This window comes from Nitrospirillum guaranorum (assembly GCF_034653275.1).
Lineage (GTDB): Bacteria > Pseudomonadota > Alphaproteobacteria > Azospirillales > Azospirillaceae > Nitrospirillum.
The window spans coordinates 317470-342040 of sequence record NZ_JAYEES010000001.1; the positions used below are offsets into that span (position 1 = coordinate 317470).

Consider the following 24571-nt stretch of genomic DNA (forward strand, 5'->3'; position numbering starts at 1 on the left):
CCTGATATTAAAATTGAGCGAGATTTAGATCCTGAAATCTAGAGTGCGATTCTGTTCAGTGTAGCGTGGCCCAATCGTAAATTTCTTCATATCGAGATCAGGATTTAGCATAGAAGTAGTGAATATTATTTGATGCGGAAGCCGAGCTTGCTGGGATAGGTTGACGATGATCTTCTGAAAGTTGTGACTGCGCTGCTGTTCCATACCCTTGTCTTCGACATTGTCCATTAGCACGAGGCGCGGGTGCCAGAACTTCTCGTCCTCCGCAGCAGCGCCGAGCAGTGCGAGAATCGCGGCATTTTTGAGGACGACGTTGCTGCTCTCGGCGAAGTTCATCTTGCCATCGACCAGAACCGCATCATCGGCAAAATCGACCGTCACTACTCTTGGGTCGGCGAATTCCTCCTGCCGCTTCAGGTCCTGCTTGAGAAGTGACTTGGCCCGGGCGCTAACCATGCCCATCGCTTCGCTAATACGTCCAGAGGTAGCGGAGCTGAGGCGCGTAATCATTGTAGTCAAGCGACCGACTTCATTATTGGCCGCATCCCGTTCCGCAATCAGCTTGGCGACGCGCTCGGCAAGTTCGCGGATGGAGCCTAGATAGGTGATCTCCTGCCCAATCTGACCAATCCGATTGTTGAGCTCCGCGAGCTTGGCGTCTCGTGGCGATCCGGCAAGTTCGAAGGCGGAGCGGAACTCGAGGTTGCGCCTACGCAGTTCCTGTCGCGCGCTCTTTAACTCCGCGCCGTCCTTCTGGCGCGCCGCTTCTTTTGCTTCGAGAATTTGACGGGACTCGCGCAGCTGCATCGAGATGTCGAGCTTGATCTCCAGGTAGCGCGCACCCTCGCGCTCGGGGTCAACGGGCTTCGAACACAGCACACACTGCGACGTCCCGGTATGACCTTCAAGTGGCCCAAGGCACGCGGGGCAGTATGCAAAGTCGATCGATCCTAGGACGCCAGCAATTGACGAGGAGGCGTTGACCTTCTCCATTGTCTGCTCGAGATAGTCCACGAACGTATTGAGGTCGGAAATTTCGAGTTCGAGCTTTTCGACGCTTTCTTCGAGCTGCCGGACCTCGCTTCGGGCACGACGAATGTCTCGAAGGGCTTGGTTGCGGCGATCCTCGAATTCCTTATCGACATCGGCGGGAACGGCGTCGTCAACTGCCGCGATCTGCTCGATGACGCGATCACGCTCTTGCTCGAGCGCGGTGATGCGGCCGGCGAGTTCAACCGCGTTCATCGAACCATATTGACCTGGAATGGCAGCGAGCAGCGAAGTGAGCTTCGCTTGGCGGTCTTCGAGAACCTTATTGGCGTTGCGAAGCTCGAGCTGGGCAACATAGAGATCGTAGGTGTTGGCGCCCAAAAGCAAATCGCCGACAGCGGTCCGCATGTTGCTCGTATCGAAGCGTTCGAAGCGGAATAGTCGGGGCGCGGGCGTGCGCTGGTCAGAATATAGCAAGCGCAGGATCTGATGTGCCGTGACGTTGCCGCCTTCGATTGTCGGCGCCTCAGGAATGCCGCAGGCCCGGAACAGCACTTGAGAGAAGCCGAGTTGCTTGTCGGTATTGCGCCGGATCGGATAACGCTCCCAGCCCTCGATCGGGCTGTTGATCGCGTCTGCCATCGGGCCGAAAAATACGGTTATCGGTTCCTGCTTAGTTCCGATTAGCCGGCGCAGCGTCAAGGGCCCCGAAGTAGTCGCGACTTCCGCGCGGACTTCGGTGCAGAGACTGGCTTTGTCCTTCCACTCATCGAATTCGCCGCCAAGCACGTAAAAGATGAAATCAGCAATTGTTGACTTGCCCGAGCCATTATCGCCGCGGATGATGTTCACGCCTTGATGGAATTGCTGATCGTACACCGGACGGGCGTGCGAAAAGATGCACAGGCGTTTGAGAGTGAGAAGGCTGAAGCTCATGTGCCGGGTCTCCGCAAGCCAGTGGCAAGGCGAAGATCCCCAGGCACGCCTGCGCCGATGCCCGCAAAGGCGCTCGTCAGGAAGCCGACAACGCGGCGTTCGTCCGAGCTCATGACGACCATGTCACCAACTTGGGCGAGCTTTCCGTCAGCGACGACCTTACCGGCTCTAAGCGCGTCAAGGGCCACGAAACCCTTGCCGACTAGGGTGCGTAGCGCTTCCTTTTGCACCGGCTCCATCTTGGCGAAAAGCATCTGGGGTGAGGGAAAGCTCAGGAATCCCTTCTCAGGTTTCACGATTGACAATGCCTGGAATTCCTTGCGGATATCCAATGGCATATGCGTCTTATGCAGTAGCGGAGGATTGGCTAAATAGAAGTCCGAGATATAAAGCCGCTCCAAGGTTAGATCCTGGTCAGGCCAAGCTATCAGCAGGCCAAGCATACGCCTGATCGTGTCATAAACGTCAAGTTGCGGATACCATAGGCGCAGGTTCATTCTGGGTCCCATCGCAAATGGCATTGTTCGGTGAGGAAATACATGGCCTCAATGACGGTTCGGGCGTGCAGCTTATGACTGCTTCCATATTTGGCAACCAAGGCGTCAACTACTTCCATCTGAATTGCGTTTGATATTGCTTTGTCCGAGGCGCCCTTGCAGATCTGTGCAAGGTAGACATGCGTCTCAAAACGCTGCTGCACTTCACTAAGAAGGTTGTCGTTCGCTTCCCTGGCTGCCGCGTGTAGGCCAAGCTTCATATAGGATTGCGCGAACTTGTTCTGCGCCTCATTGGCGATGCGATATTCGTGCTCGCGGTTCGCAGCGGCAAGTTTCTCAAGCAGGTCACGTCGATCCGTGGACTTGGTGCTATAGTCCTCGGTAGCAAAGAAAGCGCCGGGCTCCTTCCCTGCAGTCGAGCCGGCCGGTTGCGGACAGCCATCTGCGAATTTCTTGAGATGGCGCAGAACGCTGCGATAAATCGGGGCATTGCGATCGACCGGCTTGCAAATCGTCGCGTGGTCCGCGTCAATCGGTATTGGGTTGACACCACCAACGCCGGGATCCGCGCTCTCTTTGGTGACGACGTGCCCGCCCTTGGTCTTGAACGTCTCATAGTAAGCGGTAGTCGCAATTCCCTGCTTGCCGGCTAGAATCCGGTAGGATTGGTTAAGCTCGTCTAGCAGCGTGCTGCCCGCCTTCAGCGTCTCGATGTGCTTCGAAATGAACTTGGTCGCGACGAAGCCAAGCACCGACGCGAGGCTCGAACCGGAATGGGGGGTGGCCAAAAACGCGACGAATTTGATGCTTTTGGCAATTTTCTGCCAGTCGGAGTCTTCGGATTCCAAGCCAGTGCGAATGATTTGCTTAGCCAAGAGACCGCCGAGGCTATGCGCAATCACAGCGATGGGGCGCAATCCGAAATCCTGCCCGGCGAGATATTCAAGTACGGCCTTCGCGCGTTCGTAGAGCGACATGCTCTCTTCAATCCATTTCGCGAAAAGCTCTGCCGGATATCCGAGTGCGTATACGTTGGCCATCCCGACATCCTGCGCGACCCATAGGGGCCAATACGCATTGGCGGGATCGGTTGCGGTTGCGGAGGTCCATGTCCCCTTCGGATCCCCCGAGAGCCCATGGATGAAGATCACATCGAAAGACCCGGTGCCTCCTGCGATCAGTTCGAATGTGAAAGATGACATCCTGCCAACGCAACCCTGAATTATCTAGCCGCCCACCTTTCCCACAATATCGCGTACTAGGCAGTGTGTAGAAAGTAAATTCGCGCGCATGGGGCGCTGACCTTACCGTGACAAGCATGGTAATTGACAGGAGGGCGAAGGGCAGTTGGGACCGGCACCGTTTGCGCTGAATGACGGAGATGGGCGCAAAGCGGACAGAAGCGGCATTTTCAAAGCATAACGTCAGGACAGTCGCCTTCCGCATAAATTGGGTAAGTCTTTGCTCAGGAAATGCAGCTAGCTTGCCTGAGCATTGCCGGCCCGCGCCTTGCCCACCATTCTCATCTTGTGCGGCAGCCCACAGGGGCCTTTAGGCTGCCGCTGGCGCCGGCCCGCTTTCTTTACCATATGATCAGTCGTAGTTTCACGGTCGGCGCACCATCGCGCGTGTCGCCGCTTCCTTCACGCTCAAAGCCCCCGCCCGGCTAGGCGGGACTGAGCCAGTCCTCCGACAGCAGGCCATCGACACGGCGGAACTCGCCCAGGTTCCCTGTGACCACGACGAGGCCCAGGCTGCGCGCATGTCCGGCGATCATCAGGTCGTAGGGTCCGATGACGCGGCCCTTTTGTTCGAGGTCGGCGCGAATATTGCCGTAGTGCGCGGCCGCCCGCTCATTGAACGGCAGGACCTCCAGCCGTGCCGCAAACGCCTCGACCTGGTTTCGGGTCTCGATCGGCTTGGCGGATTTCTCCGCGCCATAGAGCAATTCGGCCAGTGTCACGGAGGAGATGCACAGCGAGGCCGCTTCCGCGTTGAACCGCTCCCTAAGCCCGGCGGGGCGATCCCGGAGGACGCGGATGCACAAATTGGTGTCGAGCATGAAGCGCAGCATGTCAGAAGCTTTCACGCTCTTGCAGGGCGGGCTGTTCCCGGTCGGGCAGGTCAACACCGGGTTCCGCGAAGAAATCGTCCCATACCGCCGCCGCTGGAACGATGATGCGCCGCGGCCCATCACGAATGATCGTCACCTCTCGCACACCGTCAGGAAACGCAACGTCCCTGGGCAAGCGCAAGGCCTGTGAGCGGTTGCTCAGGAAAAGGGTTGTCGTCCTGGTCATAAGCATCCCCGCCGCTCGGATATACAAATCGTATATCCTTGGCCCGGATATGTCAAATGGATATACGTCCAGCCTTGCGGCGGCCTGGATTGGGACGCCGGGTCGCTGACCGCCCCGATCTCCCCGGATGTGCTCCCCCGAAGGGGAGCACACGACGGGAAGCGGGACGTGCCGCTCAGCGCAGGCCGCCGCTGGCGGTCAAGCGTTCACCGGTCAGCCAGCGCGCGTCGTCCGAGGCGAGGAAGACGGCCACGGCCGCGATGTCGTCCGGCCGGCCGATGCGGCCCAGCGGGGTCTGCGCCACGAAGCCGTGTTCGATGTCGGAGCCGACGACCCCGGCGGTGTGCGTGCCCTCGGTCTCGACCAGGCCCGGGTTGATGGCGTTGACCCGGATCTTGCGCGGGCCCAGTTCCTTGGCCAGCACGCCGGTGATGACGTCCACCGCGCCCTTGGTTCCGGTGTAGACGGCCGAGGTCGGCATCAGCACGCTGGTGACGGCGGACGAGATGTTGATGATGCTGCCACCCTCGCCCAGGTGCTTCGCGGCCGCCTGGGTGGTCAGCAGCAGGCCCAGCACATTGACGTCGAAGATGCGGCGGTAGTGTTCCTCCGTCACCTCCTCGATGGCGGCGAATTCATAGACGCCGGAGTTGTTGACCAGGATGTCCAGGCGGCCGAATTCCTTGACCGCCGCGTCGATCAGGCCCTGCGCCTGGTCCACCTTCGTGACATCGCCCTGCACGGCGATGGCCTTGCCACCCGCCGCCGTCACCGCCTGGACCACCGCGTCCGCGCCGGTCTTGCTCGACGCGTAATTGACCACCACGGCGGCACCTTCCGCCGCCAGCGCCTTGGCGATGCCGGCGCCGATACCCTTGGAGGCGCCCGTCACCACGGCGACCTTACCGGTAAGCTTTCCCATGTTTTCCGTTCCCTTTGATGGTCGGGGCGGCCGGAGGATGCCGGCCTTGTCCCATAGTTCGGAATATCGGAACTATTGAACCGGCCAACAAGCCCCCTCATATTAAAAAAATCATGAGGCCCTTATCCCACCCTGCGGTCGCGGACATGCGACCGGAAGCCATCCTTCACGCCCTGTCCGATCCCGTGCGCGCGGCGATCTTCACCCAGATTTCTGGGCAGGGCTGTGTGCAGGCGTGCTCAGAGGTCGCGATGGTGGGCGACAGGGCCATCCCCAAATCCTCGCTGTCCCACCACATCAAGGTGTTGCGCGAGGCCGGCCTGATCCGGTGCGAGCGGCACGGCGTGGAAATGCGCAACCATTCGCGCTGTTCCGAAGTGGATCAGCGCTTCCCCGGCCTGCTGTCAGCGATCCTGGGCGCCTACGCCCTGGTCGGGGTGTAAGGAAACATTGTCCTCCATCGGCGCCGACCCCGGCTACCGCGCATCCTCCAGGATCATGGCGGCTGCCCGTTCGGCGATCATCATGGTGGGCGAGGCGGTGTTGCCCGAGGTGATGCGCGGCATGACCGAGGCGTCGGCCACGCGCAGGCCCTGCACGCCGATGACCCGCAGGCGGGCGTCGGTGACGGCGTGCGGGTCGTCGGGAATGCCCATGCGGGCGGTGCCCACGGGGTGGAAGATGGTGGTGCCCACGTCGCCGGTGGCATGCGCGATGTCGGCATCGCTCTGCAGGTGGGTCCCCGGCTTGTACTCCTCAGGACGGAAGGCCGCCAGCGCGGGGGCCTGGGCGATGCGGCGGGCCAGGCGCAGGCTGTCCACCGCCACGCGCCGGTCCTCCTCCGTCGCCAGGTAGTTGGGCTGGATCAGGGGGGCGTCGGCGGGGTCCGGGCTGCGCGCGTGGATGTTGCCCCGGCTGGTGGGGCGCAGGTTGCAGACGCTGGCGGTGAAGGCGCCGAAGGGGTGCAGGGCGTCGCCGAACTTGTCCAGCGACAGGGGCTGGACGTGGAATTGCAGGTTGGGGGTGGCGTATTCCGGCCCGCTGCGGGCGAAGGCGCCCAGCTGTGACGGCGCCATGGTCAGCGGCCCGCGCCGGCGCAGGGCATAGTCCAGCCCCATCCACGCCCGCCGGGGCAGGGACCGGTACAGCAGGTTCAGGGTGGGCACGCCCGTCACCTTGAAGATGGGGCGCAGTTGCAGGTGGTCCTGCAAATTCTCCCCCACGCCCGGCCGGTCGGCGACAACCGCCACGCCCAGGTCGCGCACCCGCCGGCCGTCGCCGATGCCGGAGCGTTCCAGCAGGGCCGGCGTGGCCACGGCGCCGGTGGCCACCACCACCTCCCGCCGCGCGGTCAGGGTGCGCGGGCCGCCGGGGACGCGCAGGCGCACGCCGGTGGCGCGCTGGCCCTCGACCGTCAGGCGTTCCGCCAGGGCGCCGGTGATGACGGTCAGGTTCGGGCGGTGGCGCACCGGCTCCAGGAAGGCGCGGGCAGCACTCCATCGCCGGCCGCCCTTCTGGTTCACCTGGAAATAGCCGCAACCCTCGTTGTCGCCGCGGTTGAAATCCTCCGTGCGGGGAATGCCGCATTGCTCGGCGGCGTCGATGAACGCGTCCAGCAGGGCCCAGCGGATGCGGGGATGATCGACATGCCATTCGCCGCCGGCCCCGTGGAACAGGCTGCCGCCCGCCACATGGTCCTCCTGCGCCAGGAAGGTGGGCAGCACATCCTCCCAACCCCAGCCCCGCAGCCCCATCTGGCGCCAGCCGTCATAGTCGGCGGCCTGGCCGCGCATGTAGATCATGGCGTTGATGGCGGAGCAGCCGCCCAGCACCTTGCCGCGCGGATAGGCCAGGCTGCGGCCGTTCAGGCCCGGCACGGCCTCGGTCCTGAACATCCAGTCGGCACGGGGGTTGCCGATGGCGAACAGATAGCCGACGGGGATGTGGAACCAGATCCAGTCGTCCTTGCCGCCGGCCTCCACCAGGGCCACGCGCACGCCCGGATCGGCCGACAGCCGGTTGGCCAACACACACCCGGCCGAGCCCGCGCCCACGACGACATAGTCGAAGATGTCGGTGTCGGCAACGGCGGTGGTCATGCGGGCGGCCCTCCCAGGCGGTTGTTTCCGCCAGTGTCGGCCGCCCACGGGGTGCCTGGCAAGCGCCGGGGTGTCATCCCCGGCGCCACGGGCTTGTCATCACGGCTTCAGGCTTTGGGCCTTCAGCGTCACGGTCTGCTTCTCCCCCAGGCTCAGGGCGTCGCTGCCCAGGGCCACGGTGTAGCTGCCGGCCGCCACCTTCCACTCATGGGCCTGGGCGTCGAAATCGGCCAGCAGGCGCGGGTCGACGCTGACGCTGACCGTCTTCTTCTCGCCCGGCTTCAGATCCACGCGGCCAAAGCCCAGCAGGCGGGTGCGATTGCCCTGCGGGCCCGACACCAGGTAGACCTGCCCCACGTCCTGGCCGGCGCGCTTGCCGGTGTTGGTGACGGTGAAGCTGATCTTCATCGCCTCGCCCGTCTTGGTGCCGGCGGCGGCCTTCAGCCCGCCTTGCGCGAAGGTGGTGTAGCTGAGGCCGTAGCCGAAGGGGAACAGGGGCGTCAGGCCCTTGGCCGCGTACCAGCGATAGCCCACGTCCGACTTCTCCGGATAATGGGCGTCGATCAGCTTGGTGCGGTCGCGCTCATAGAAGCCGGCCAGCACCGGGCTGGGCAACTGGCTTTCATCCTTGGGGAAGGTGATGGGCAGGTGGCCCGATGGGTTCACGTCACCGAACAGCACGTTGGCGATGGCCTGGCCGCCGCGGGTGCCGGGGTACCAGGCCTCGACCACGCCGGCCACCTTGTCCAGCCAGGGCATGGCGACGGGGCCGCCGGTCTCCAGCACCACGATGGTGTTGGGGTTGGCGGCGGCCACGGCGGCGATCACCGCGTCCTGCCCCTGGGGCAGGCTGAGGTCCGGCACGTCCTGGCCTTCGATGTTCCATTGCGTGGCGAAGACGATGGCGATGTCCGCGTCCTTGGCGGCGGCCACGCTTTCGCTGACGTAACGCCCGTCGGCGAAGAACACGCCGTCCTTGCCGGCCTTGTCCTCGATGGCCTTCAGCGGCGCGTCGGGTTGGTACACGGCGTCGGAGATGTGGACCAGCTCACCGGTCCCGCCGATGTGGACGAAGGCGCCGTTCTTGTAGTCATGGTTGGGCCCGTCGGCCGCCAGCACCTGGGACGAGCCGCCGCCCGACAGCACGCCCACGTCCGCCAGCCCACCGATGACGGCGATGCGCTTGCCTTTAGCCAGAGGCAGGACGTCGCCCCGGTTCTTCAGCAGCACGATGCCCTGCTCGGCGACCGTGCGGGTGATGTCGGCGTGGGCCTGGAAGTCGATGGGGCCGGTGGGGGCCTTCACGTCGAACACGCCGGTGGCGAACAGGGAGCGCAGGATGCGCCGCACCATGTCCGACACGCGGGCCGCCGGAATCTGGCCGGCCTCGACCGCCGCCTTCAGCGGCTTGTCGAAGAACACCTCCTTGTCGATCTGCTCACCCGACTGCTGGTCCAGGCCGTTGGTCACGGCGCTCAGCGCCGGGGTGGCGCCCCAGTCGGACATGACCCAGCCGGGATAGGCCCAGTCGCCCTTCAGCACCTTGTTCAGCAGGAAATCGCTGTCGCAGGCCCAGGGGCCGTTGACGCGGTTGTAGGAACACATGACCGAGCCAGGCTTGCCCGCCTCGATGGCGAACTGGAAGGCCAGCAGGTCGCTTTCGCGCAACGGCGCCTCGTCGATCACGGCGCTCACGGCGCGGCGGCTCGATTCCTGGCTGTTGATGGCGAAGTGCTTCACCGTCGCCACGATATGCTGGTCCTGGGTGCCGCGGATGGCCTGGCCCGCCAGCGTGCCGGCCAGCAGGGGATCCTCGCCCAGATATTCGAAATTGCGGCCGTTGCGCGCCTCGCGCGTCAGGTTCACCCCGCCGCCCAGCAGGACGTTGAAGCCCTTGCGCGTCGCCTCGTCACCCACCATGGCGCCGCCCTGGTAGGCCAGTTCCGGGCTCCACGTCGCGGCGATGGCCAGGCCGGCGGGCAGGCCGGTGGCACCGTCGGGGCGCAGGCGGTGGGGCGTGGCCACGCCCAGGCTGGCGTCCGTCTCGCGCAACGCGGGGATGCCCAGGCGCGGCACGCCGGGGATGTAGCCGGCGGACCAGACGACGCCGTCCGGCAGGCCCTCGATCTTGTAGGGCAGGGCCATGATGCCGTGCAGCATGCCGATGCGCTCATCCAGGGTCAGCTGGCTTTCCAGCAGGCGCGCCCGCTCATCCGGCGACAGCTTGGTGTTCATCCACGGCCCCGGCACCGACGGGGTGGGCGGCACGGCGGCGGCGGTCGCCCGGGCCGACATCTCGGCCTCCAGCGCGATCTGGGCGTGGGCCGGCGCGGTCAGCGCGCCGCCGATCATCAGTGCGCTGAGGGCGGCGCCGGCGGCAAGGCGGCGGGTGAGGGCACGGGGCGTGGAAGGCAGGCAGGACCCAAACGGCGCATGGGGCACGAACGTCTACTCCCTAGTTTTATTGCCGCCGGAAGGGGCCCGACGGGGCATATGACAACCTTGTCATATGGCGGGCACTCTAGGGTTTGGCCTAGTCGGGCGCAACCGGTTTTGTGCGGCTCTGTGGGCGAAGCCGGATGGCGGATGGCCGAATGCGCGTCTAGGCTGGCGGCGCGGCCCTGGGTTTGGCTGGGGCCAAATCCCTGTCAGGAGGAAGACGATGGCCGAGATCAAGACGTCCGCCGGCACCACCATCCACATCGACGCCGGCGGCATCAGCACCCTGGTCGGCGGTGGTACAGGGGCCGGCGGCACGGCGCTGGGCGGCTTGGCCGAAGGGGTGACGACGGCGGAGGCGCCGGACGCCCTGCTGGCCCGCCTGGGCCTGACCCAGGACTTCGCGCGCCTGACGCGGCCGGACGGGTCGGCGCTGTGGGTGCGGGGGTCGGCCGTGTCGCTGCTGCGCCCGCCCTTGCCCACGGAAGTTCCGCCGGGCGGCACGGGCAAGGCCACGCTGCTGGTCGGCGGCGCCCACCAGACGGTGGCGGAGGACATCGCCGCCGTGCTGGCCGCCGTGAATGCCGCTGGCGGACGGTTGTAGCCGGTCACTCCGCCGCGTCGGCGAAACGGCTGCGATAGGCGGCGGGGCTGGTGCGCAGGCGGGCGCGGAAATGGTGGCGCAAGGTGTCGGCGCCGCCGAAGCCACAGTCGGCCGCCACCTGTTCCAGCGGCAGGGACGTGGCCTCCAGCAGGGTGCGGGCGCGGTTCAGCCGCTCGGTCAGGATCCAGTCCTTGGGGCTGGTGCCGGCGGCCTCGCGGAAGCGGCGCACCAGGGTGCGCTCGCTCATGCGCGCCTGCGCGGCCAGGCGGGCCAGGGGCAGGTCCTGGTCCAGGTTGCGGCGGATCCAGTCGAACAGGGCGGACAGGGGGGCCGTCTCGTCGGCCAGCGGCGCCTCCACGAACTGGGCCTGGCCGCCGTCGCGGTGGGGCGGGATGACCAGGCGGCGGGCCACCTGGTTGGCGATGCGGGCGCCGTGGTCGCGCCGCACGATGTGCAGGCATAAATCCAGGCCGGCGGCGCTGCCGGCCGAGGTCAGCACCGATCCCTCATCCACGTACAGCACGTCCGGTTCCACGCGGATGTCGGGGAACCGCTCCGCCAGGGCCTGGGCATAGCGCCAGTGCGTGGTGGCCCGTTTGCCCGCCAGCACGCCGGCGGCCGCCAGGACGAAGACACCGGAACAGATGGACACCAGCCGGGACCCGCGGGCGTGCGCGCGGCGCAGGGCCTCCAGCAGGGCTGGCGGCGCCGGGGCGTCCTTGCCGCGCCAGCCGGGGATGACGATGGTGCCGGCCTCGGCCAGATCCTCCAGCCCGCCGTCGGCCAACACCTGGATGCCGCCCATGGCCCGCATGGGCCCGGTGTCGGCGGCGCAGACCCGGAACTGGTACCAGTCCGCCATTTCCGGCCGGGGCAGGCCGAACACCTCCACCGCCACTCCGAACTCGAAGGTGCACAGCCCGTCATAGGCCAGCACGGCCACGGTGCGGTTGCGCGGGGGCGGCGGGGCGGGTGGGGTGGGGCGGCGCAGAGTCATGGGACCCAATGAAACACCGGCGCGAAAGGGTCGCCAAGGGGACATCGCCACCGTGGCCGGAAATGCCCGCCTATTGGCGCAGGCGCCGAGGTGTCAGGTCGGTTCGATGGCGCCACCGCAGTGCGGGCAGTGCCGCACGATGCGGGCGCTGACGATGCCGCAGGCGGGGCATAAGCGGCTTCGCGCCAGGGCGGCTATGACCATGACAGGGCCGGCCAGCGTCAGCGGCCAGACTTCATCCCAGCCCCACAGCCCCCAGGCATAAATGAAGACGGCCATGCCGATGCCGACGTACAGCCAGTGATAGACGCGGTAGCGCCGTGCCGCGTCGCCCGGCACCAGGTGGCACCAGGCGACGGCGCCTATCAGTGGCGCCACCACCAGGCCCAGCAGGATGGACGGAATGACCATCCCCCACGGGTTCATGGGGTGTCCCTCCGCTCATCGGGGAAGGCATGTCCGCACCGGGCGCAGCGGTCCGGTATGGAAAAGCCGCGCGTGCTGGTGATGACGCCGCACCGCTCGCAAAAGCCGGAGGTCAACGCCAGCTTGCCCGCCGCCACGGCGGCCAGCACCAGGGCCAGTCCAAGCTGGGACCAATGAGTGCCTAGGCCGATAACCAGGAAGGTGAAGCCGGCGGCGCCGGCGTAGTACCAGGGCAGGATGCGGCGGCGCAGGGCGGGGTCACCGGGGACGAAGTGCAGAACACAGCCGATGCCCGCCAGTACCAAGGCCGCGCCCAGCAGGATCAACAGGGGCAAGCCGCCCTCATTCGGCGTCGATAGGGCACTCATCGAAATCTCCCATTCGGGTGATCCGTGCGCGACTGCGCGAGAACCACCCGCGATGGGCGCATTTTAAGCTTGAGGCTCTACCGGATGATGCGGATTCCCGCCGTCACAGCACTGCGAACAACGCGGGCGTCAGCCGTGATGGGCGTCCGGCTGCATCACCGCCAGCTCATTGCCCGAGGGGTCGGTGAACTGGAAGCGGCGGCCGCCGGGGAAGCTGAAGGTGGGGCGGACGACGGTGCCGCCGGCAGCGGTGACGGCGGCCAGCGCCGCTTCTAAATCCTCCACCTGGATCACGGGCAGGGGCGCCTTGGTGGCCTCCGCCGCGTCGGCCTGCAGGCCGATGTCCACGTCGCCGGTTATGGTGCAGGCGTAGGTGGGGCCGAAGCCGGTCAGCGACCAGCCGAAGGCCCGCTCGTAAAAGCTTTGGGACGCCGCGATGTCGCGGGCGGGCAGCTCGATGTAGTTGGGGCGGGCCATGGGACGGTGCCTTCCATTCGTGGTTGTTGTCGGCCGGTACTGTAGCGCGGTTTGATGACAGCGGCTGTCAGCAGCATGTTGGCCGGAACTGCCCGCATATTGGCGGACGCGCCACTGGCGGGAAATCGGGCGCCGGGTGACAAAGGGCGCGTCACCATCGCCCGACAGGAACACCGATCATGACCACCGCCGCTCACGCCCCTGCCGCTCCCAACCCCGCCGGCCCGTCCGTCGTCGCCAAGACGCCGGCCGCCCCGTCCCAGGCCGCTGCGGCCCATTTCGAGGCCAAGCTGGCGTTCGAGACCGACTGCGCCGATGTCTGGTACGCCACCACCCATGAGGCCAAGGACTTCGTGCTGGTGGACGTGCGCACCCCGGCGCTGTACGCCGCCGGCCACGTGCCGGGCGCCATCAACATCCCTACCCGGCAGCTCGGCGAGGCACGGCTGGCCGACTACCCCGCCGACACCCTGTTCGTGGTCTATTGCGCCGGTCCGCACTGCAACGGCTCCACCAAGGCGGCGCTGAAGCTGGCCAAGATGGGCCGTCCGGTGAAGGAGATGATCGGCGGCCTGACGGGCTGGATCGATGAGGGCCTGGGCCTGGAACGCTGATCGGGCGCGGGCCTGACCCGGTCAGGTGAGGGCCTTGGCCATCTCCGTGGTCGGGGCCCAGCCCGCTTGCTCATACAAGGGCCGGCCGGCCGCCGTGGCGTGCAGGATGGCATAGGCGACACCGCGCCGGCGGAACTCCGCCTCCGCCAGATCCATCAGCCGGCGCGCCAGGCCGCGGCGGCGGTGGGTGGGTTCGACATAGACGTTCAGGACGTAGCCGCGCCGGCCTTCGCCAGGATGCGCGGGATGGGGCGGCCAGTCGATCTCCATCAGGCCGATGCCGGCCACGGCCACATCGTCCGCATCTTCCAGGACGAAACCGAAATAGCGCCCGTCCGCCAGGCGGGGCGCCAGCCAGTCGCGAAAGGGTCCGGCCATCGCGGCGATGGCGTCCTGTGGCCGGCCGGACTCGCGGAACATGGCGGCGCGGTGCCGGCACACCAGGTCCAGGTCATCGGGTGTCAGTGGCCGACGGCCCAAGCGGTGGGTCAGGTCCATGCGATTTCCCCATTTGGCATCGGGAAATCCTTGTACGGCCAAGCGGGCCGCCTGGCCAGCTCAGGCCGTGCGCACGCGGCCCAGAAAGCCCGCCACGTCGCCCTTCAGCCGTTCCGCCCGGTCGGTCATGGAGGTGGCGGCCTGGCGCAGGTCGCCCGCCACGGCGGTGGATTGTTCCACGGCGCTGCGCACGTCATCGATGCTGGCGGTGATCTGGTGGGTGGACATGGCCACCTCCTGCACGTTGCGGGCGATCTCCTGCGTCGCCGCCCCCTGTTCCTCCACCGCCGCCGCGATGCCGGCGGTGATGCCGCCCATGGTGTGGATGACGTCGGAGATGGCGCGCACCCCGGCCACGGCGCTGCGCGTCACCATCTGGATCTCCCCGATCTGGCGGGTGATCTCGTCCGTCGCTTGGGCCGTCTGGTTGGCCAGGTTCTTGACCTCCGCCGCCACGACGGCGAAGCCCTTGCCCGCCTCGCCGGCCCGCGCCGCCTCGATGGTGGCATTCAGGGCCAGCAGGTTGGTCTGGCTGGCGATGGCCGTGATCAGGCCCACGATCTCCCCGATCTTGGCGCTGGCGGTGGCCAGCACGGCGATGGATTGGTCCGTTTCCTCCGCCTTGGCCATGGCGTCGTTGGCGATGGTGGTGGATTGGGCCATCTGCCGGCTGATCTCGGAGATGGAGGCCGACAGTTCTTCCGCCGCGGCGGCCACGGTGTTGATGCCATTGGACGCGGTCTGGGCGGCGCTGGCCACGGTGGAGGCTTGGCGGCTGGACTGCTGCGCCGTCTCGGTCATGGCGGCGGAGGTGGCGGCCAGATGGTCCGCCGCCGCCTCCATGGCGTTCAAGCCCACGGTGGCGCGGCTGTCGAAGTCACGGCACAGCCCGTCCACCGCCCTGGCGCGGTCCAAGGCCGCCTGGCGGGCGGAGGCGGCCTCACGCTCGGCCGCGCGGGCCTGGGCGGCGTTGTCGCGCAGCACGGTCAGGGCGGTGGCCATGGCGCCCACCTCGTCCTGCACGCGTGGTGCGGCGATGGCCACCTCCAGATCGCCTTCCGCCAGGCGGGTGATGGCCTGGGTCAGGTGCTTGATGGGATGGGTCACGCGGCGGCGCAGCACCCAGGCCACCAAGGCGGTGATGGCGACGACGAAAGCCAGGGTCAGGCCGCCCACCACCAGGCGCCAGCGCGCTTCCGCCAGGGCGTCGCGGTTCATGTCGCGCGCCGTCTCCAGCGCGCGGTCGCGCAGGATCAGCGCGTTATCCAGCATGGGACTGGTCCAGGCGCGCCAGGCGGCGTTGTCCATGGGGCTGGCGGCACCGGTGCGCGCCGCTTCCAGGATGGCCTGATAGCGCGGTTCCCCCTCCTTCATCAGGGTGGCCTCCTCGGTCGCCAGCGCCTCGGCCAGCTTGGCCGGGCTGCCCAGGTTGGCCACGGCCTGGGTCTGCAGGCGCCACAGGGTGGCCACCTGGCCGGTCAGTTGGGTGGCGGTCTGCAGGCGCTTGGCGTCCAGCGCCTGGCCCGCCTGGAACAGGCTGAGGATGGCGGAGCGGGTGCCGGCGGCGGCGCGCAGATCCTGCGCCATGGCACCGATCTGCAGGGGCACCGTCAGGTCGGCGGATGAGGCGGCGGTACGGCGGAAGGCCAAGTCGGCGGCGTGGTCCACCGCGCCGGCCGCGGCGGCGATGCCTTCCTGCATCCGTCCCGCGCCATCCGCCGCCCGGTCGGCCTTGGCCTTGGATGTTTCGGCTTTGGCGCCTGCGCGCATGTCGGCCAATAGCTTTTCCGCCTGCGCCAGCCCGGCGCCGTCGAGGCCGGCGACCGTGGTGCTGCTCCGGGCGGCGGCCAGGGCGGCGTCCGTGGCCGCCATGGCTTTGCCCGGCCCACCGCCGGCGCTGTCCACCGGGCCGTCGGCACTGAAGGCGCCGTTCCAGGCGGCCCGTTCCGAGGCCAGCAGCGCTCCCAGCCGCAAGGTGTCGCCATAGGCCGCCAGGGTGCGCCCGGCGGCGGCTTGCGCCGCCAGATCATGGGCGGCGACGAATGCGATGATGCCCGACAGGGCGACGGCCAGGACGGCGACGCCGCCGATACCCGACAAGACGGTCTTGCTGATGTTCATGGGGCATTTCCTGGCTGGCCGGGGGTGGACAGGGGCGCTTTCCGTTAAATAAGCGATATAACGTCCAGGTTAAGGTTGCGTGAACCATGACGCCCGCCCGCCTAGCTCGCGTCGTATCGGACGCGCGCGTCTTGGATGTTCTCCTGATTGGTGTTCGCCCACGTGACGAGGGCCATTACTGGCGCCAGAAGCGTCCGTCCAACACTCGTCAACTCATAATCCACGCGCGGCGGAATGGTTGGGAACAATGTCCGCTTCACCAACCCGTTACGTTCCAGCCCGCGCAAGTTGATCGTCAGCATCCGTTGTGAGATGCCGTCGATCTTACGCCGCAGTTCATTGAACCGGACTGGTCCATCTTTGAGCGTCACGATGATGTACAGGGTCCATTTGTCGCCGACGAGATCAAGGATTTCCCGAACAATCCGGCAGTCGTCACCCTCGCGGGGGGTAGGAAAATCAATGTCACCGAGTGTCATGGGAGTGCCTTCTTGCGAGGAACAGGGCGGTCACCCTAATAGTGCTGGTAACAAAAATTTACTGCCCTGTTCACGTCGGAGCAACCATGACCACCATCCTTCTCGTTGCATCGAGCCCTCGTGGCGCCGAGAGCCTGTCCACCCGCTTCGCGACCGAGATCGCCGAAGGCCTCAAGGCCCGCTTGGGCGGCAGCCTTGTGACCCGCGATCTCGCGGCCGACCCCCTGCCGCATATCGCGCAGGCCTACATTCACGGCCGCGTCACGGCCCCCGACGCGCGCACGCCCGAGCAGGTCGAGGCGGTCGATCTTGCGCAGGCGCTGGTCGATGAGGTGAAGGCGGCGGACGTGATCGTCCTGGGTTCGGGCATGATCAATTTCGGGCCGTCGTCGCAGCTCAAGGCCTGGTTCGATCATGTCATTTGGCCGGGCGTGACCTTTGGTTATGGCGAAGCCGGCGGGCCGCGGGGATTGCTGACCGGCAAGAAGGTCTATCTGGTCACTGCCACGGGCGGCGTCTTCTCGGAAGGCGACTGGGCCTCCTTTGATTTCCAGACCGGGTATCTGCGCCACCTCTTGGGCTTCATCGGCCTGACCGACGTCGAGATCGTCCGCGTGGAAGGCACCGTCTTCGGGCCCGAGGCGGCCAAGGCCGCCATCGCCGCCACCGAAGCCCAGGTTCGCGTGGTCTTGGAAAAGGCCGCCTGAAGGCGGGCCGGCCGACCGCCCACGCCACCGCCGTCCTAACCGTTCGTGGCGTGGATGGCTTCATCGACATTTCGGCCAGTCCGATAGGCAAAACCTGGATCCGACGAGTGTGCGCCCGGATCAATCCCAGTGCTGTCGGCTCAATGGCCACAACGATGGCATAATGCTGCAAATCGACCTTTACACCGAGATCACCTGTCCCTGGTGCATCATCGGTCATCACCGTCTCGATAAGGTCCTGGCGGAGCGGTTCCCCGGGCTGGACGTGGATATCCGCCAACACCCGGTCCTTCTGCTTCCCGATGCGCCGGCGGCGGGCCTCTACATTCCCGATCTCCTCCTGTCTCGCTATGGCGTGACTGATACGAAGGCGTCGTTCGCCAGGCCCGAGGCGGAGGCACGGGCGTCCGGCCTTGACCTTGACCTGAGCCGGCAGCCCTGGACTTACAGAACGCAGGCGGCGCACGGGTTGATCTTTGCGGCGCGCGCACGGGGGACACAGCATCAGCTCGCGGTCGCGATCACCCATGCCCATTTTCTGGAAGCGAAGAACATCTCAGACGCCGATGTCCTCGCGGATATCGCCGTGGCTTACGGGTTCGAACGCGAAGAGGCCCGCGCGATGGCGCTCGACCCTGAGCAACACAGACGTGTCGAGCGTGAGGCGGCCCAATCGATGGCGGCCGGGGTCAGGTCGGTTCCTCACTTCGTTTTCGGCGGCCGCATCGCCATCAACGGGGGACGCGGCGAAGACGAGATCGCATCGGCCATCCGTGAGGCTGTTGGCGTCTCCGTGTCCGCCTAACAGCGATTTGGCCGCCGTCGCACTCAGCTGTCAGGGCTTCGGACGGCTCAAACGATTCAAACGTGTCGCGCTCCGATGCGAGAAAATTCGACCACCCGGCCTGGGGGTGCGCCAGGGTTGGCAGGGTGCACTATTTACTGCCAAAGATAGTTCTTGGTCCCAACTTGAACGCTGTCTGCGGGCCGAGGTGCACGTATAGTGGCGCCTGGGTATGGCTAGGTTCGATGGCTTGAGCGTGGAAGAGGCAGGCGTGACCCGGTCGGAGTCCGAGGTGGACCGCATCCGTGCGTTGGAGCATCAGGTGGAGCGCCTGAGCGAAGTGGTGCTCACCCAGTCATTGCTGGCCGATTCCGACCTGGACTTGGACGCCTTCATGCAGACGGTGGTGGACCGCCTGCAACGCCTGTTGCACGCCAAGGGTGCCGTCGTCGAGTTGGCGGAGGGCGAGGACATGGTCTATCGCGCCGCCAGCGGGGCCGTGGCGCAGTTCGTCGGCACGCGCCTGAAACGCAAGGGCAGCCTGTCCGGCTATTGCGTCGAGACCGAGCAGGTCCTGATGTGCCGGGACAGCGAGACCGATGACCGCGTGGACCGCAACGCCTGCCGCACGGTGGGTGTACGCTCCATGATCTGCGCGCCGCTGTTCGAAGCGGGCCGGGTCGTGGGTGTGCTGAAGGTCATGGGCACGGAGCCTGACGCCTTCACGGCCGAGGACGTGGCCCTGCTGCAAATGATGGCCAAGGCCCTGGGCGGCGCCTTGGGCAAGCAGCTCAGCTTCCATGAGAAGCAGGTGCTGCTGGAGGAACGGACGGCCACCGTCGCCCGGCTGGAGGTCGAGGTGGCGGAGCGGCGCCGGGCCGAGGCCGCCCTGCAGGAACAGGCGCTGGAGATGGCCACCCTGGCGGAGCAGCGTGACCAGGCCCGCCTGGCGGCCGAGGCGGCCAGCCGCGCCAAGTCGGAATTCCTGGCCAATATGAGCCACGAGATCCGCACGCCCATGAACGGCGTGTTGGGCATGGCGCAGCTGATCCTGGACACGCCGCTGGATGCGGAGCAGCGGGTGCTGGCCGCCGCCATCCATGATAGCGGCGAGATGTTGCTGTCCATCATCAACGACATCCTGGACGTCTCCAAGCTCGAGGCCGGCAAGGTCGAGCTGGAGGAGATCGACTTCTCCATGGATGAGATGGCGGACAGCGTCGCCATGCTGCTGTCGCCCAAGGCGGCGGAAAAGGACTTGGACCTGGTCTGCTATGTGGAGGACGCGGCGCGGGGCGCCTTTCGCGGCGACCCCACCCGCCTGCGCCAAATCCTGGCCAACCTGGTGTCCAACGCCATCAAGTTCACCACGGCCGGCAGTGTCGCCATCGAGATCGGTCAGGAACCCGGCGCCACCCCCGGGGCGGCCACTGGGGCGGCCACTGGGGCGGCCACTGGGGCGGACGGGCGCCGCCGGCTGCGCATCGCCGTCAGCGACACGGGCATCGGCATTCCCGAGCAACAGCGCGCCCGCCTGTTCCAGAAGTTCAGCCAGGCCGACAGCTCCATCACCCGCCGCTTCGGTGGGACCGGCCTGGGCCTGTCCATCTGCCGCCAACTGGTGGAGCTCATGGGGGGCGAGATCGGCGTGGACAGCGTTCCCGGCCAGGGCAGCACCTTCTGGTTCACCGTGGCCCTGCGGCCGGTGGCCGCCACCCTGGTGGACCAGGATGCCCTGGTGGACGGTATCAAGGGCCTGCGGGTGCTGGTGGTGGACGACATCCCCCTGCACCAGAAGATTCTCAGCCGCGCGCTCAGCGACCTGGGCCTATTGGTCAGCCTGGCCGACGGCGCCGCGTCCGCCCTGGTGGCGCTGGAAAAAAGCTGGGAAGCGGGCCGGCCGCCCGATCTGGTGCTGATCGATTTTTCCATGGCGGACGTCCGGGGTGATGAGCTGGGCCAGCGCATCCGCGACGACAGCCGTTTCGCCGAAACCAAGCTGGTGCTCATCTCGTCCTTCGGTGTCATGGACCGGGGCAGCGCCGAAGTCGACGTCTTCGCCGCCGTGCTGGCCAAGCCGGTGCGCCGGCAGACCTTGCTGGACGTGCTGAGCCGCTTGTTCCTGAGCCAGGTGGCGGCGTCCCCGGCCAAGCCCGACCCGGCCAAGGTGGGCACCGGCGCCGGTCGCCGCGTGCTGCTGGTGGAAGACAACCAGATCAACCAGCAGGTGGCGCTGCTGATGCTGCGCAAGGAAGGGTACGAGGTCACCCTGGCCGAGGATGGGGAAGAAGGCGTGCGCGCGGCGACCGCGCCCGGCGCCGTCTTCGATCTGATCCTGATGGACGTGCAGATGCCGCGCATGGACGGGCTGGAGGCCACGCGCCTCATCCGCGCGCGGCAGGGCGGTGTGCGCGTCCCCATCATCGCCCTGACGGCCAACGCCATGGCCGGCATGCGCGAGGAATACCTGGACGCCGGCATGGACGACGTGGTGGCCAAGCCCTTCGACCAGCGCAAGTTCCTGGGTGCCGTGGCGCGATGGACTGCGGCGTCGCCCCACGAGGCGGCGCCGGCCATGCCGGTCAACCCGCTGCCGGCCGCGCAGGTTCTGGATGAAAGCGTGCTGCAGCGGCTGGAACTCATCGCCGGCCGCGAGCAGTTCCGGAGCCTCATCGACAGCCTGGTGACGCATGGCGGCGAACGCCTGGACCGGGTGGCGGCGCTGCGCGCCCGCGGTGACATGGACGGTCTGCGCGCCGAGGCGCACGACCTCATCTCCACCGCCGGGAATGCGGGCCTCAAGCAACTGCAGGCGCTGGGCGAGGCTTTGCACGCCGCCTGCGCCGCCCCGGACCGGCGGCGCGACCGGGTGCTGTCGCTGGCCGACGCCGCGGTCACGGCCGGGCGGGAGGGATGGGCCGCGGTCGCGCGGCGGTTTACGTCCTAGGTCTCGCGCGATATCACCGCGCCTCAGCGGAATTCGTAAGGGGGCTGTTCGTTGACATAAATGCTTGGGCCATATAGCTTGGGCCCGTCTTTTATCTGTTCATCCGCTTTAAGTAGTCATTCCCGGCTTGTGGGTTGGATGATCTATTATTTGAAATAATTCCCTGGTACTCGCGATGACGCTCACATCAACGCCAATCACCCTCAAAGACGACGGTTCAGCTCACATTTTGGGCGCGGGGCGCGAACGCATCGCGGAACTTGTCCGTGAGATGGCGGACCGCGACCGCAGTATTGAACGCCTTAATCAGCTTGTCGATGAACGCGCTTGGCAATTGCAAGCGGCGGAGGCGGACAGGACCGCCCTGCGTCTTGAATTGGCGATGATTTATCAGTCGCGCAGCTGGCGTTTGACGCATCCCCTTCGCTGGGCGTCCCGTCGCGCCCGACAGGCCAAGGCGTCGCTGCGGACGGTGGTGCGCACTGCCCGCGCCCATGGCCCGCTGGCACCTTTTGTCGACCTGCTGCGCATCCGCCGGGATCACGGTATTGGCGGCGTTAAGTTCTGGCTGATGAACGGCGTTGCCCCTGGCATGCTCTCGGCGCCCATATTGGCGCCCATCGCCGTGGCGGGCGAAAGACCGTCGCTCGCGGGGCAGGGGCCGGACGGCTATATCTATCGCGCGCCCCGGCCGCCGGTCGACTTGGCGGCATCGATCGCGGCCCTGGCCGAACCGGTCACTTTTTCCATCGTCGTTCCCGTCTACAACACGCCCCCCGCCATTCTCGAGGCGACGCTGCGGTCTGTCTGGGCGCAGTGGTACCCGCACTGGCAGCTTGTGCTGGTGGACGACGCCGGAACCGACGCCGCCACCGGCGCGGTGCTGGACCAAATCCGCGATCCGCGTGTCACTGTGCTGCGCCTGAAGGAGAATCGGGGTATCGCCGGCGCCACCAACGCGGGCCTGGCGGTGGCCACGGGCGACTTCATCGTCTTCCTCGATCATGACGACGAGTTGACGGTCGATTGCCTCTATGAGCTGGCGCTGTGCATCAGCCGCGATGATCCCGACTTCGTCTACAGCGATGAGGACAAGATTACGGAGGATGGGTGTTTCACCCAGCCCTTCTTCAAACCCGACTGGTCGCCAGACACGATGATGAGCACGATGTACACGTGCCACGTCAGTTGCGTGAGGCGGTCGCTGCTGCACGATCTGGGAGGGCTCAGGTCGGAATACGACGGCTGCCAGGACTGGGACATGGTGCTTCGGATAGCGGAAAAGACGACGCGCATCCAACATGTGCCCAAGGTGCTGTATCACTGGCGCATCATTCCGCAGTCCATCGCCGCCGACCTGGGCGCCAAACCCTACGTCGTCGCCACGTCCGAGCGCTTGCGCGCCGACGCCCTCAGCCGGCGCGGAATGGACGGGGTGCTGGAACCGTTACCCCAGGTGCCGGGGTATTACCGCGTGCGTTACAACGTGAGGGGCAGGCCCACCGTTTCCATCATCATCCCATCCCGTGACAATCATCACGTGCTGGCCGCCTGTATCGACAGCATCCGGGCCAAGTCCACCTACGACAAGTATGAGATCGTGGTCATGGACAACGGCACGCGGGAACCGCCTTCCCTGGCTTACCTGAACCGTATCCGGGCCTGGCCGGGCGTTAAGGTCGTGCGCCATGACGCGCCGTTCAATTATTCGGAATTGAACAACTTGGGCGCGGACGCCGCCACCGGCGATGTGCTGCTGTTCCTTAACGACGATACCGAGGTGGTGACGCCGGACTGGATTGAGCGCATGGCCGGTTACGCCCAGCTGGACCACGTCGGTGCGGTGGGGGCCAAGCTGCTTTACCCGGGCGGCCGCGAAACGCAACACGCCGGGGTGCTCAATTTGGAGAATGGGCCTGGTCACGCCTTCTGGCGTCTGGATCCCGATGCCCACGGCTACTTCCTGCGCAACCTGCTGGAATACAACTGGCTGGCCGTGACCGGCGCCTGTCTGATGGTGGAACGACGGAAGTTCCAAGCCGTCGGCGGGTTCGACCAGAGTTTACCTATCGCGTACAACGACATCGACATTTGCATGCGGCTGCATGAGGCCGGCTACTACAATGTCATGTGCCAAGCGGTACGGCTTATCCACCATGAATCCGTTAGCCGTGGCGTGGATCATATCAGCGCCGAAAAGCAAGAGCGTCTGGCTCGGGACCGGCGGCGCCTGTATGACCTGCACCCGAATTTCTACCAGCACGACCCTTTCCATAACCCCAACCTGCATCCCAATGGGATCCATTTCGAGGCGGCACGATGACGGGTGTGATGCAGGGGGCCACCGCCGTGGTTCAGACCGGTGGAGCGCCTGGCGTGGACGCCGCCGCGGCTGCGGCGTTGCTCAAGGCCATTGCGGCGGCGGATGCGGTTTCCTTCGACTTTTTCGATACGCTCTTCTACCGCACGGTCGATGCGCCGGAGGACGTATTCGACATCATGGGCCGCCGCTTCGACGTGCCCAATTTCCGGGCTCAGCGCAAGGCCGCTCAGGCCGAGGCCTTCGTTCGCATGCATAAGGCCGGGCGCAAGGAAATCTCGTTGGCCGGCATCTACGAATGCTTGCCTTTGGATCAGGCCCTGGTGCAGGCGCTGCAGGCGGCGGAACATGCGCTGGAACTGGACATCATTCGCCCCGATCCGGTGGTATTGGGGGCGCTGAATTATGCATTGGAGCTGGGCAAGCCCGTAGTCATCACGTCCGATATGTATTTCACGGAGCCTTTCTTCCGTGAGGCGCTGTCCCGCTATGGCGTGCCCGCCGTGCCGCTCTTCATTTCCAGCACATGCGATGCCACCAAGCGCGACTTCGGCGATCTTTTCGACCTGGTGGTGGACTATCTGCAGGTGCCTCGTGCCAAATTGTTGCACGTTGGCGACAATCCGCACGGCGACGTCACCCAGGCCAAAGCCAAAGGCCTGACCGCTTTCCTCTATAGGCGCGAGGCGCCGGCAACAATCCCCGCTGCCACGCGAGCCGACGGGGGCAATGTGCCGGAAGATCCATATGAGCTGGGGTATACGTTTGGCGGGCCTTGCGCCGTGGCGTTTTTAGACTGGATGGAACGACAGGCTCGCGAGGATGGCATCGACCATCTCCTTTTTTGGCCCGCGATGGCTACGTCATGGAACGCATCGTCCGGGAAAACCCTGGCGCTTGGGATCTGCCGCGCTGCAGCTATTTCGGCGGTTCCCGCACGGCGTATACCCTGGCTGCCATCAACAACGATAATTTTCCCGCGTACCTGCCTTACCTGCTGTCCGGGTCAGACGGGCTGTCGCCTTACGAGGTGTTGGAGCGTATAG

At 66.1% G+C, this 24571-nt stretch carries 23 protein-coding genes; 8 read left to right on the plus strand and 15 right to left on the minus strand.

All coding sequences use genetic code 11. From position 1 onward, the window contains the following. Positions 1-24: 24 nt before the first annotated feature. The 6 genes from UAJ10_RS01115 to UAJ10_RS01140 form a co-directional block, all read right to left on the minus strand. The gene (locus UAJ10_RS01115) at positions 25-1926 is read right to left on the minus strand and encodes an AAA family ATPase (protein ID WP_322913429.1); all 1902 of its coding nucleotides are present in this window, start codon (positions 1924-1926) and stop codon (positions 25-27) included. Continuing rightward, a complete protein-coding gene (locus UAJ10_RS01120; RefSeq protein ID WP_322913431.1) occupies positions 1923-2423 on the minus strand; it encodes an ABC-three component system middle component 5 in 501 nt (166 codons plus the stop codon). The genes UAJ10_RS01115 and UAJ10_RS01120 overlap by 4 nt, the downstream gene beginning before the upstream one ends. Then, positions 2420-3625, minus strand: coding sequence for an ABC-three component system protein (locus UAJ10_RS01125; protein ID WP_322913433.1), 1206 nt, complete (start codon positions 3623-3625; stop codon positions 2420-2422). The genes UAJ10_RS01120 and UAJ10_RS01125 overlap by 4 nt, the downstream gene beginning before the upstream one ends. Before the next feature lie 464 nt (positions 3626-4089). Further along, positions 4090-4497, minus strand: coding sequence for a type II toxin-antitoxin system tRNA(fMet)-specific endonuclease VapC (vapC, locus tag UAJ10_RS01130; RefSeq protein ID WP_322913435.1), 408 nt, complete (start codon positions 4495-4497; stop codon positions 4090-4092). Between the two features lies 1 nt (position 4498). Further along, positions 4499-4729, minus strand: coding sequence for a type II toxin-antitoxin system VapB family antitoxin (vapB, locus tag UAJ10_RS01135; protein WP_322914480.1), 231 nt, complete (start codon positions 4727-4729; stop codon positions 4499-4501). Between the two features lie 169 nt (positions 4730-4898). Then, positions 4899-5645 (minus strand): glucose 1-dehydrogenase, encoded by a 747-nt coding sequence (locus tag UAJ10_RS01140; RefSeq protein WP_322913437.1) that lies wholly within the window; start codon positions 5643-5645, stop codon positions 4899-4901. Between the two features lie 146 nt (positions 5646-5791). Between UAJ10_RS01140 and UAJ10_RS01145 the strand changes: the two genes are divergently transcribed. Then, positions 5792-6088 (plus strand): ArsR/SmtB family transcription factor, encoded by a 297-nt coding sequence (locus tag UAJ10_RS01145; protein WP_322913439.1) that lies wholly within the window; start codon positions 5792-5794, stop codon positions 6086-6088. A 33-nt stretch (positions 6089-6121) separates the two neighbouring features. Here UAJ10_RS01145 and UAJ10_RS01150 read toward each other — a convergent pair whose 3' ends face one another. Together UAJ10_RS01150 and UAJ10_RS01155 are read right to left on the minus strand one after the other, a co-directional pair. Beyond that, positions 6122-7744: a GMC family oxidoreductase gene (locus tag UAJ10_RS01150; RefSeq protein ID WP_322913441.1), complete on the minus strand. Its 1623-nt coding sequence runs from the start codon at positions 7742-7744 to the stop codon at positions 6122-6124. A gap of 99 nt (positions 7745-7843) precedes the next feature. Next, positions 7844-10186 (minus strand): beta-glucosidase family protein, encoded by a 2343-nt coding sequence (locus UAJ10_RS01155; protein WP_322913443.1) that lies wholly within the window; start codon positions 10184-10186, stop codon positions 7844-7846. 220 nt (positions 10187-10406) lie between these two features. Here UAJ10_RS01155 and UAJ10_RS01160 point away from each other — a divergent pair, with 220 nt between their 5' ends. Next, complete coding sequence (locus UAJ10_RS01160; protein WP_322913445.1) at positions 10407-10787, plus strand: hypothetical protein; 381 nt, start codon at positions 10407-10409, stop codon at positions 10785-10787. A 4-nt stretch (positions 10788-10791) separates the two neighbouring features. On the opposite strand, the gene ftrA is transcribed toward UAJ10_RS01160, so the two are convergent. The 4 genes from ftrA to UAJ10_RS01180 form a co-directional block, all read right to left on the minus strand. Beyond that, positions 10792-11784, minus strand: coding sequence for a transcriptional regulator FtrA (gene ftrA / locus UAJ10_RS01165; protein WP_322913447.1), 993 nt, complete (start codon positions 11782-11784; stop codon positions 10792-10794). Between the two features lie 93 nt (positions 11785-11877). Continuing rightward, positions 11878-12210, minus strand: coding sequence for a hypothetical protein (locus UAJ10_RS01170; RefSeq protein ID WP_322913449.1), 333 nt, complete (start codon positions 12208-12210; stop codon positions 11878-11880). Beyond that, complete coding sequence (locus UAJ10_RS01175) at positions 12207-12578, minus strand: hypothetical protein (protein ID WP_322913451.1); 372 nt, start codon at positions 12576-12578, stop codon at positions 12207-12209. The genes UAJ10_RS01170 and UAJ10_RS01175 overlap by 4 nt, the downstream gene beginning before the upstream one ends. Before the next feature lie 129 nt (positions 12579-12707). After that, positions 12708-13055 carry a VOC family protein gene (locus tag UAJ10_RS01180; protein ID WP_322913452.1) on the minus strand — a complete coding sequence of 116 codons (348 nt, stop codon included), beginning with the start codon at positions 13053-13055 and terminating at the stop codon, positions 12708-12710. 179 nt (positions 13056-13234) lie between these two features. Between UAJ10_RS01180 and UAJ10_RS01185 the strand changes: the two genes are divergently transcribed. After that, positions 13235-13669 (plus strand): rhodanese-like domain-containing protein, encoded by a 435-nt coding sequence (locus UAJ10_RS01185; RefSeq protein ID WP_322913454.1) that lies wholly within the window; start codon positions 13235-13237, stop codon positions 13667-13669. A 21-nt stretch (positions 13670-13690) separates the two neighbouring features. Here UAJ10_RS01185 and UAJ10_RS01190 read toward each other — a convergent pair whose 3' ends face one another. From UAJ10_RS01190 to UAJ10_RS01200, 3 genes are all read right to left on the minus strand, one after another. Continuing rightward, positions 13691-14167, minus strand: coding sequence for a GNAT family N-acetyltransferase (locus UAJ10_RS01190; RefSeq protein WP_322913456.1), 477 nt, complete (start codon positions 14165-14167; stop codon positions 13691-13693). Between the two features lie 60 nt (positions 14168-14227). Beyond that, positions 14228-16288, minus strand: a complete 2061-nt coding sequence (locus tag UAJ10_RS01195; protein ID WP_322913457.1) for a methyl-accepting chemotaxis protein — start codon at positions 16286-16288, stop codon at positions 14228-14230. Between the two features lie 101 nt (positions 16289-16389). Further along, positions 16390-16767 (minus strand): winged helix-turn-helix transcriptional regulator, encoded by a 378-nt coding sequence (locus UAJ10_RS01200; RefSeq protein ID WP_322913458.1) that lies wholly within the window; start codon positions 16765-16767, stop codon positions 16390-16392. 86 nt (positions 16768-16853) lie between these two features. Between UAJ10_RS01200 and UAJ10_RS01205 the strand changes: the two genes are divergently transcribed. The 5 genes from UAJ10_RS01205 to UAJ10_RS01225 all read left to right on the plus strand — a co-directional run bounded on the left by UAJ10_RS01205 (position 16854) and on the right by UAJ10_RS01225 (position 24571). Further along, positions 16854-17474 carry an FMN-dependent NADH-azoreductase gene (locus tag UAJ10_RS01205; protein WP_322913459.1) on the plus strand — a complete coding sequence of 207 codons (621 nt, stop codon included), beginning with the start codon at positions 16854-16856 and terminating at the stop codon, positions 17472-17474. Positions 17475-17637: 163 nt separating this feature from the next. Continuing rightward, positions 17638-18279, plus strand: a complete 642-nt coding sequence (locus UAJ10_RS01210) for a DsbA family oxidoreductase (RefSeq protein ID WP_322913460.1) — start codon at positions 17638-17640, stop codon at positions 18277-18279. A 211-nt stretch (positions 18280-18490) separates the two neighbouring features. Next, complete coding sequence (locus UAJ10_RS01215; RefSeq protein ID WP_322913462.1) at positions 18491-21205, plus strand: response regulator; 2715 nt, start codon at positions 18491-18493, stop codon at positions 21203-21205. A gap of 175 nt (positions 21206-21380) precedes the next feature. Beyond that, the gene (locus UAJ10_RS01220) at positions 21381-23528 is read left to right on the plus strand and encodes a glycosyltransferase family 2 protein (protein WP_322913464.1); all 2148 of its coding nucleotides are present in this window, start codon (positions 21381-21383) and stop codon (positions 23526-23528) included. A 53-nt stretch (positions 23529-23581) separates the two neighbouring features. After that, positions 23582-24571: a hypothetical protein gene (locus UAJ10_RS01225; protein WP_322913465.1), complete on the plus strand. Its 990-nt coding sequence runs from the start codon at positions 23582-23584 to the stop codon at positions 24569-24571.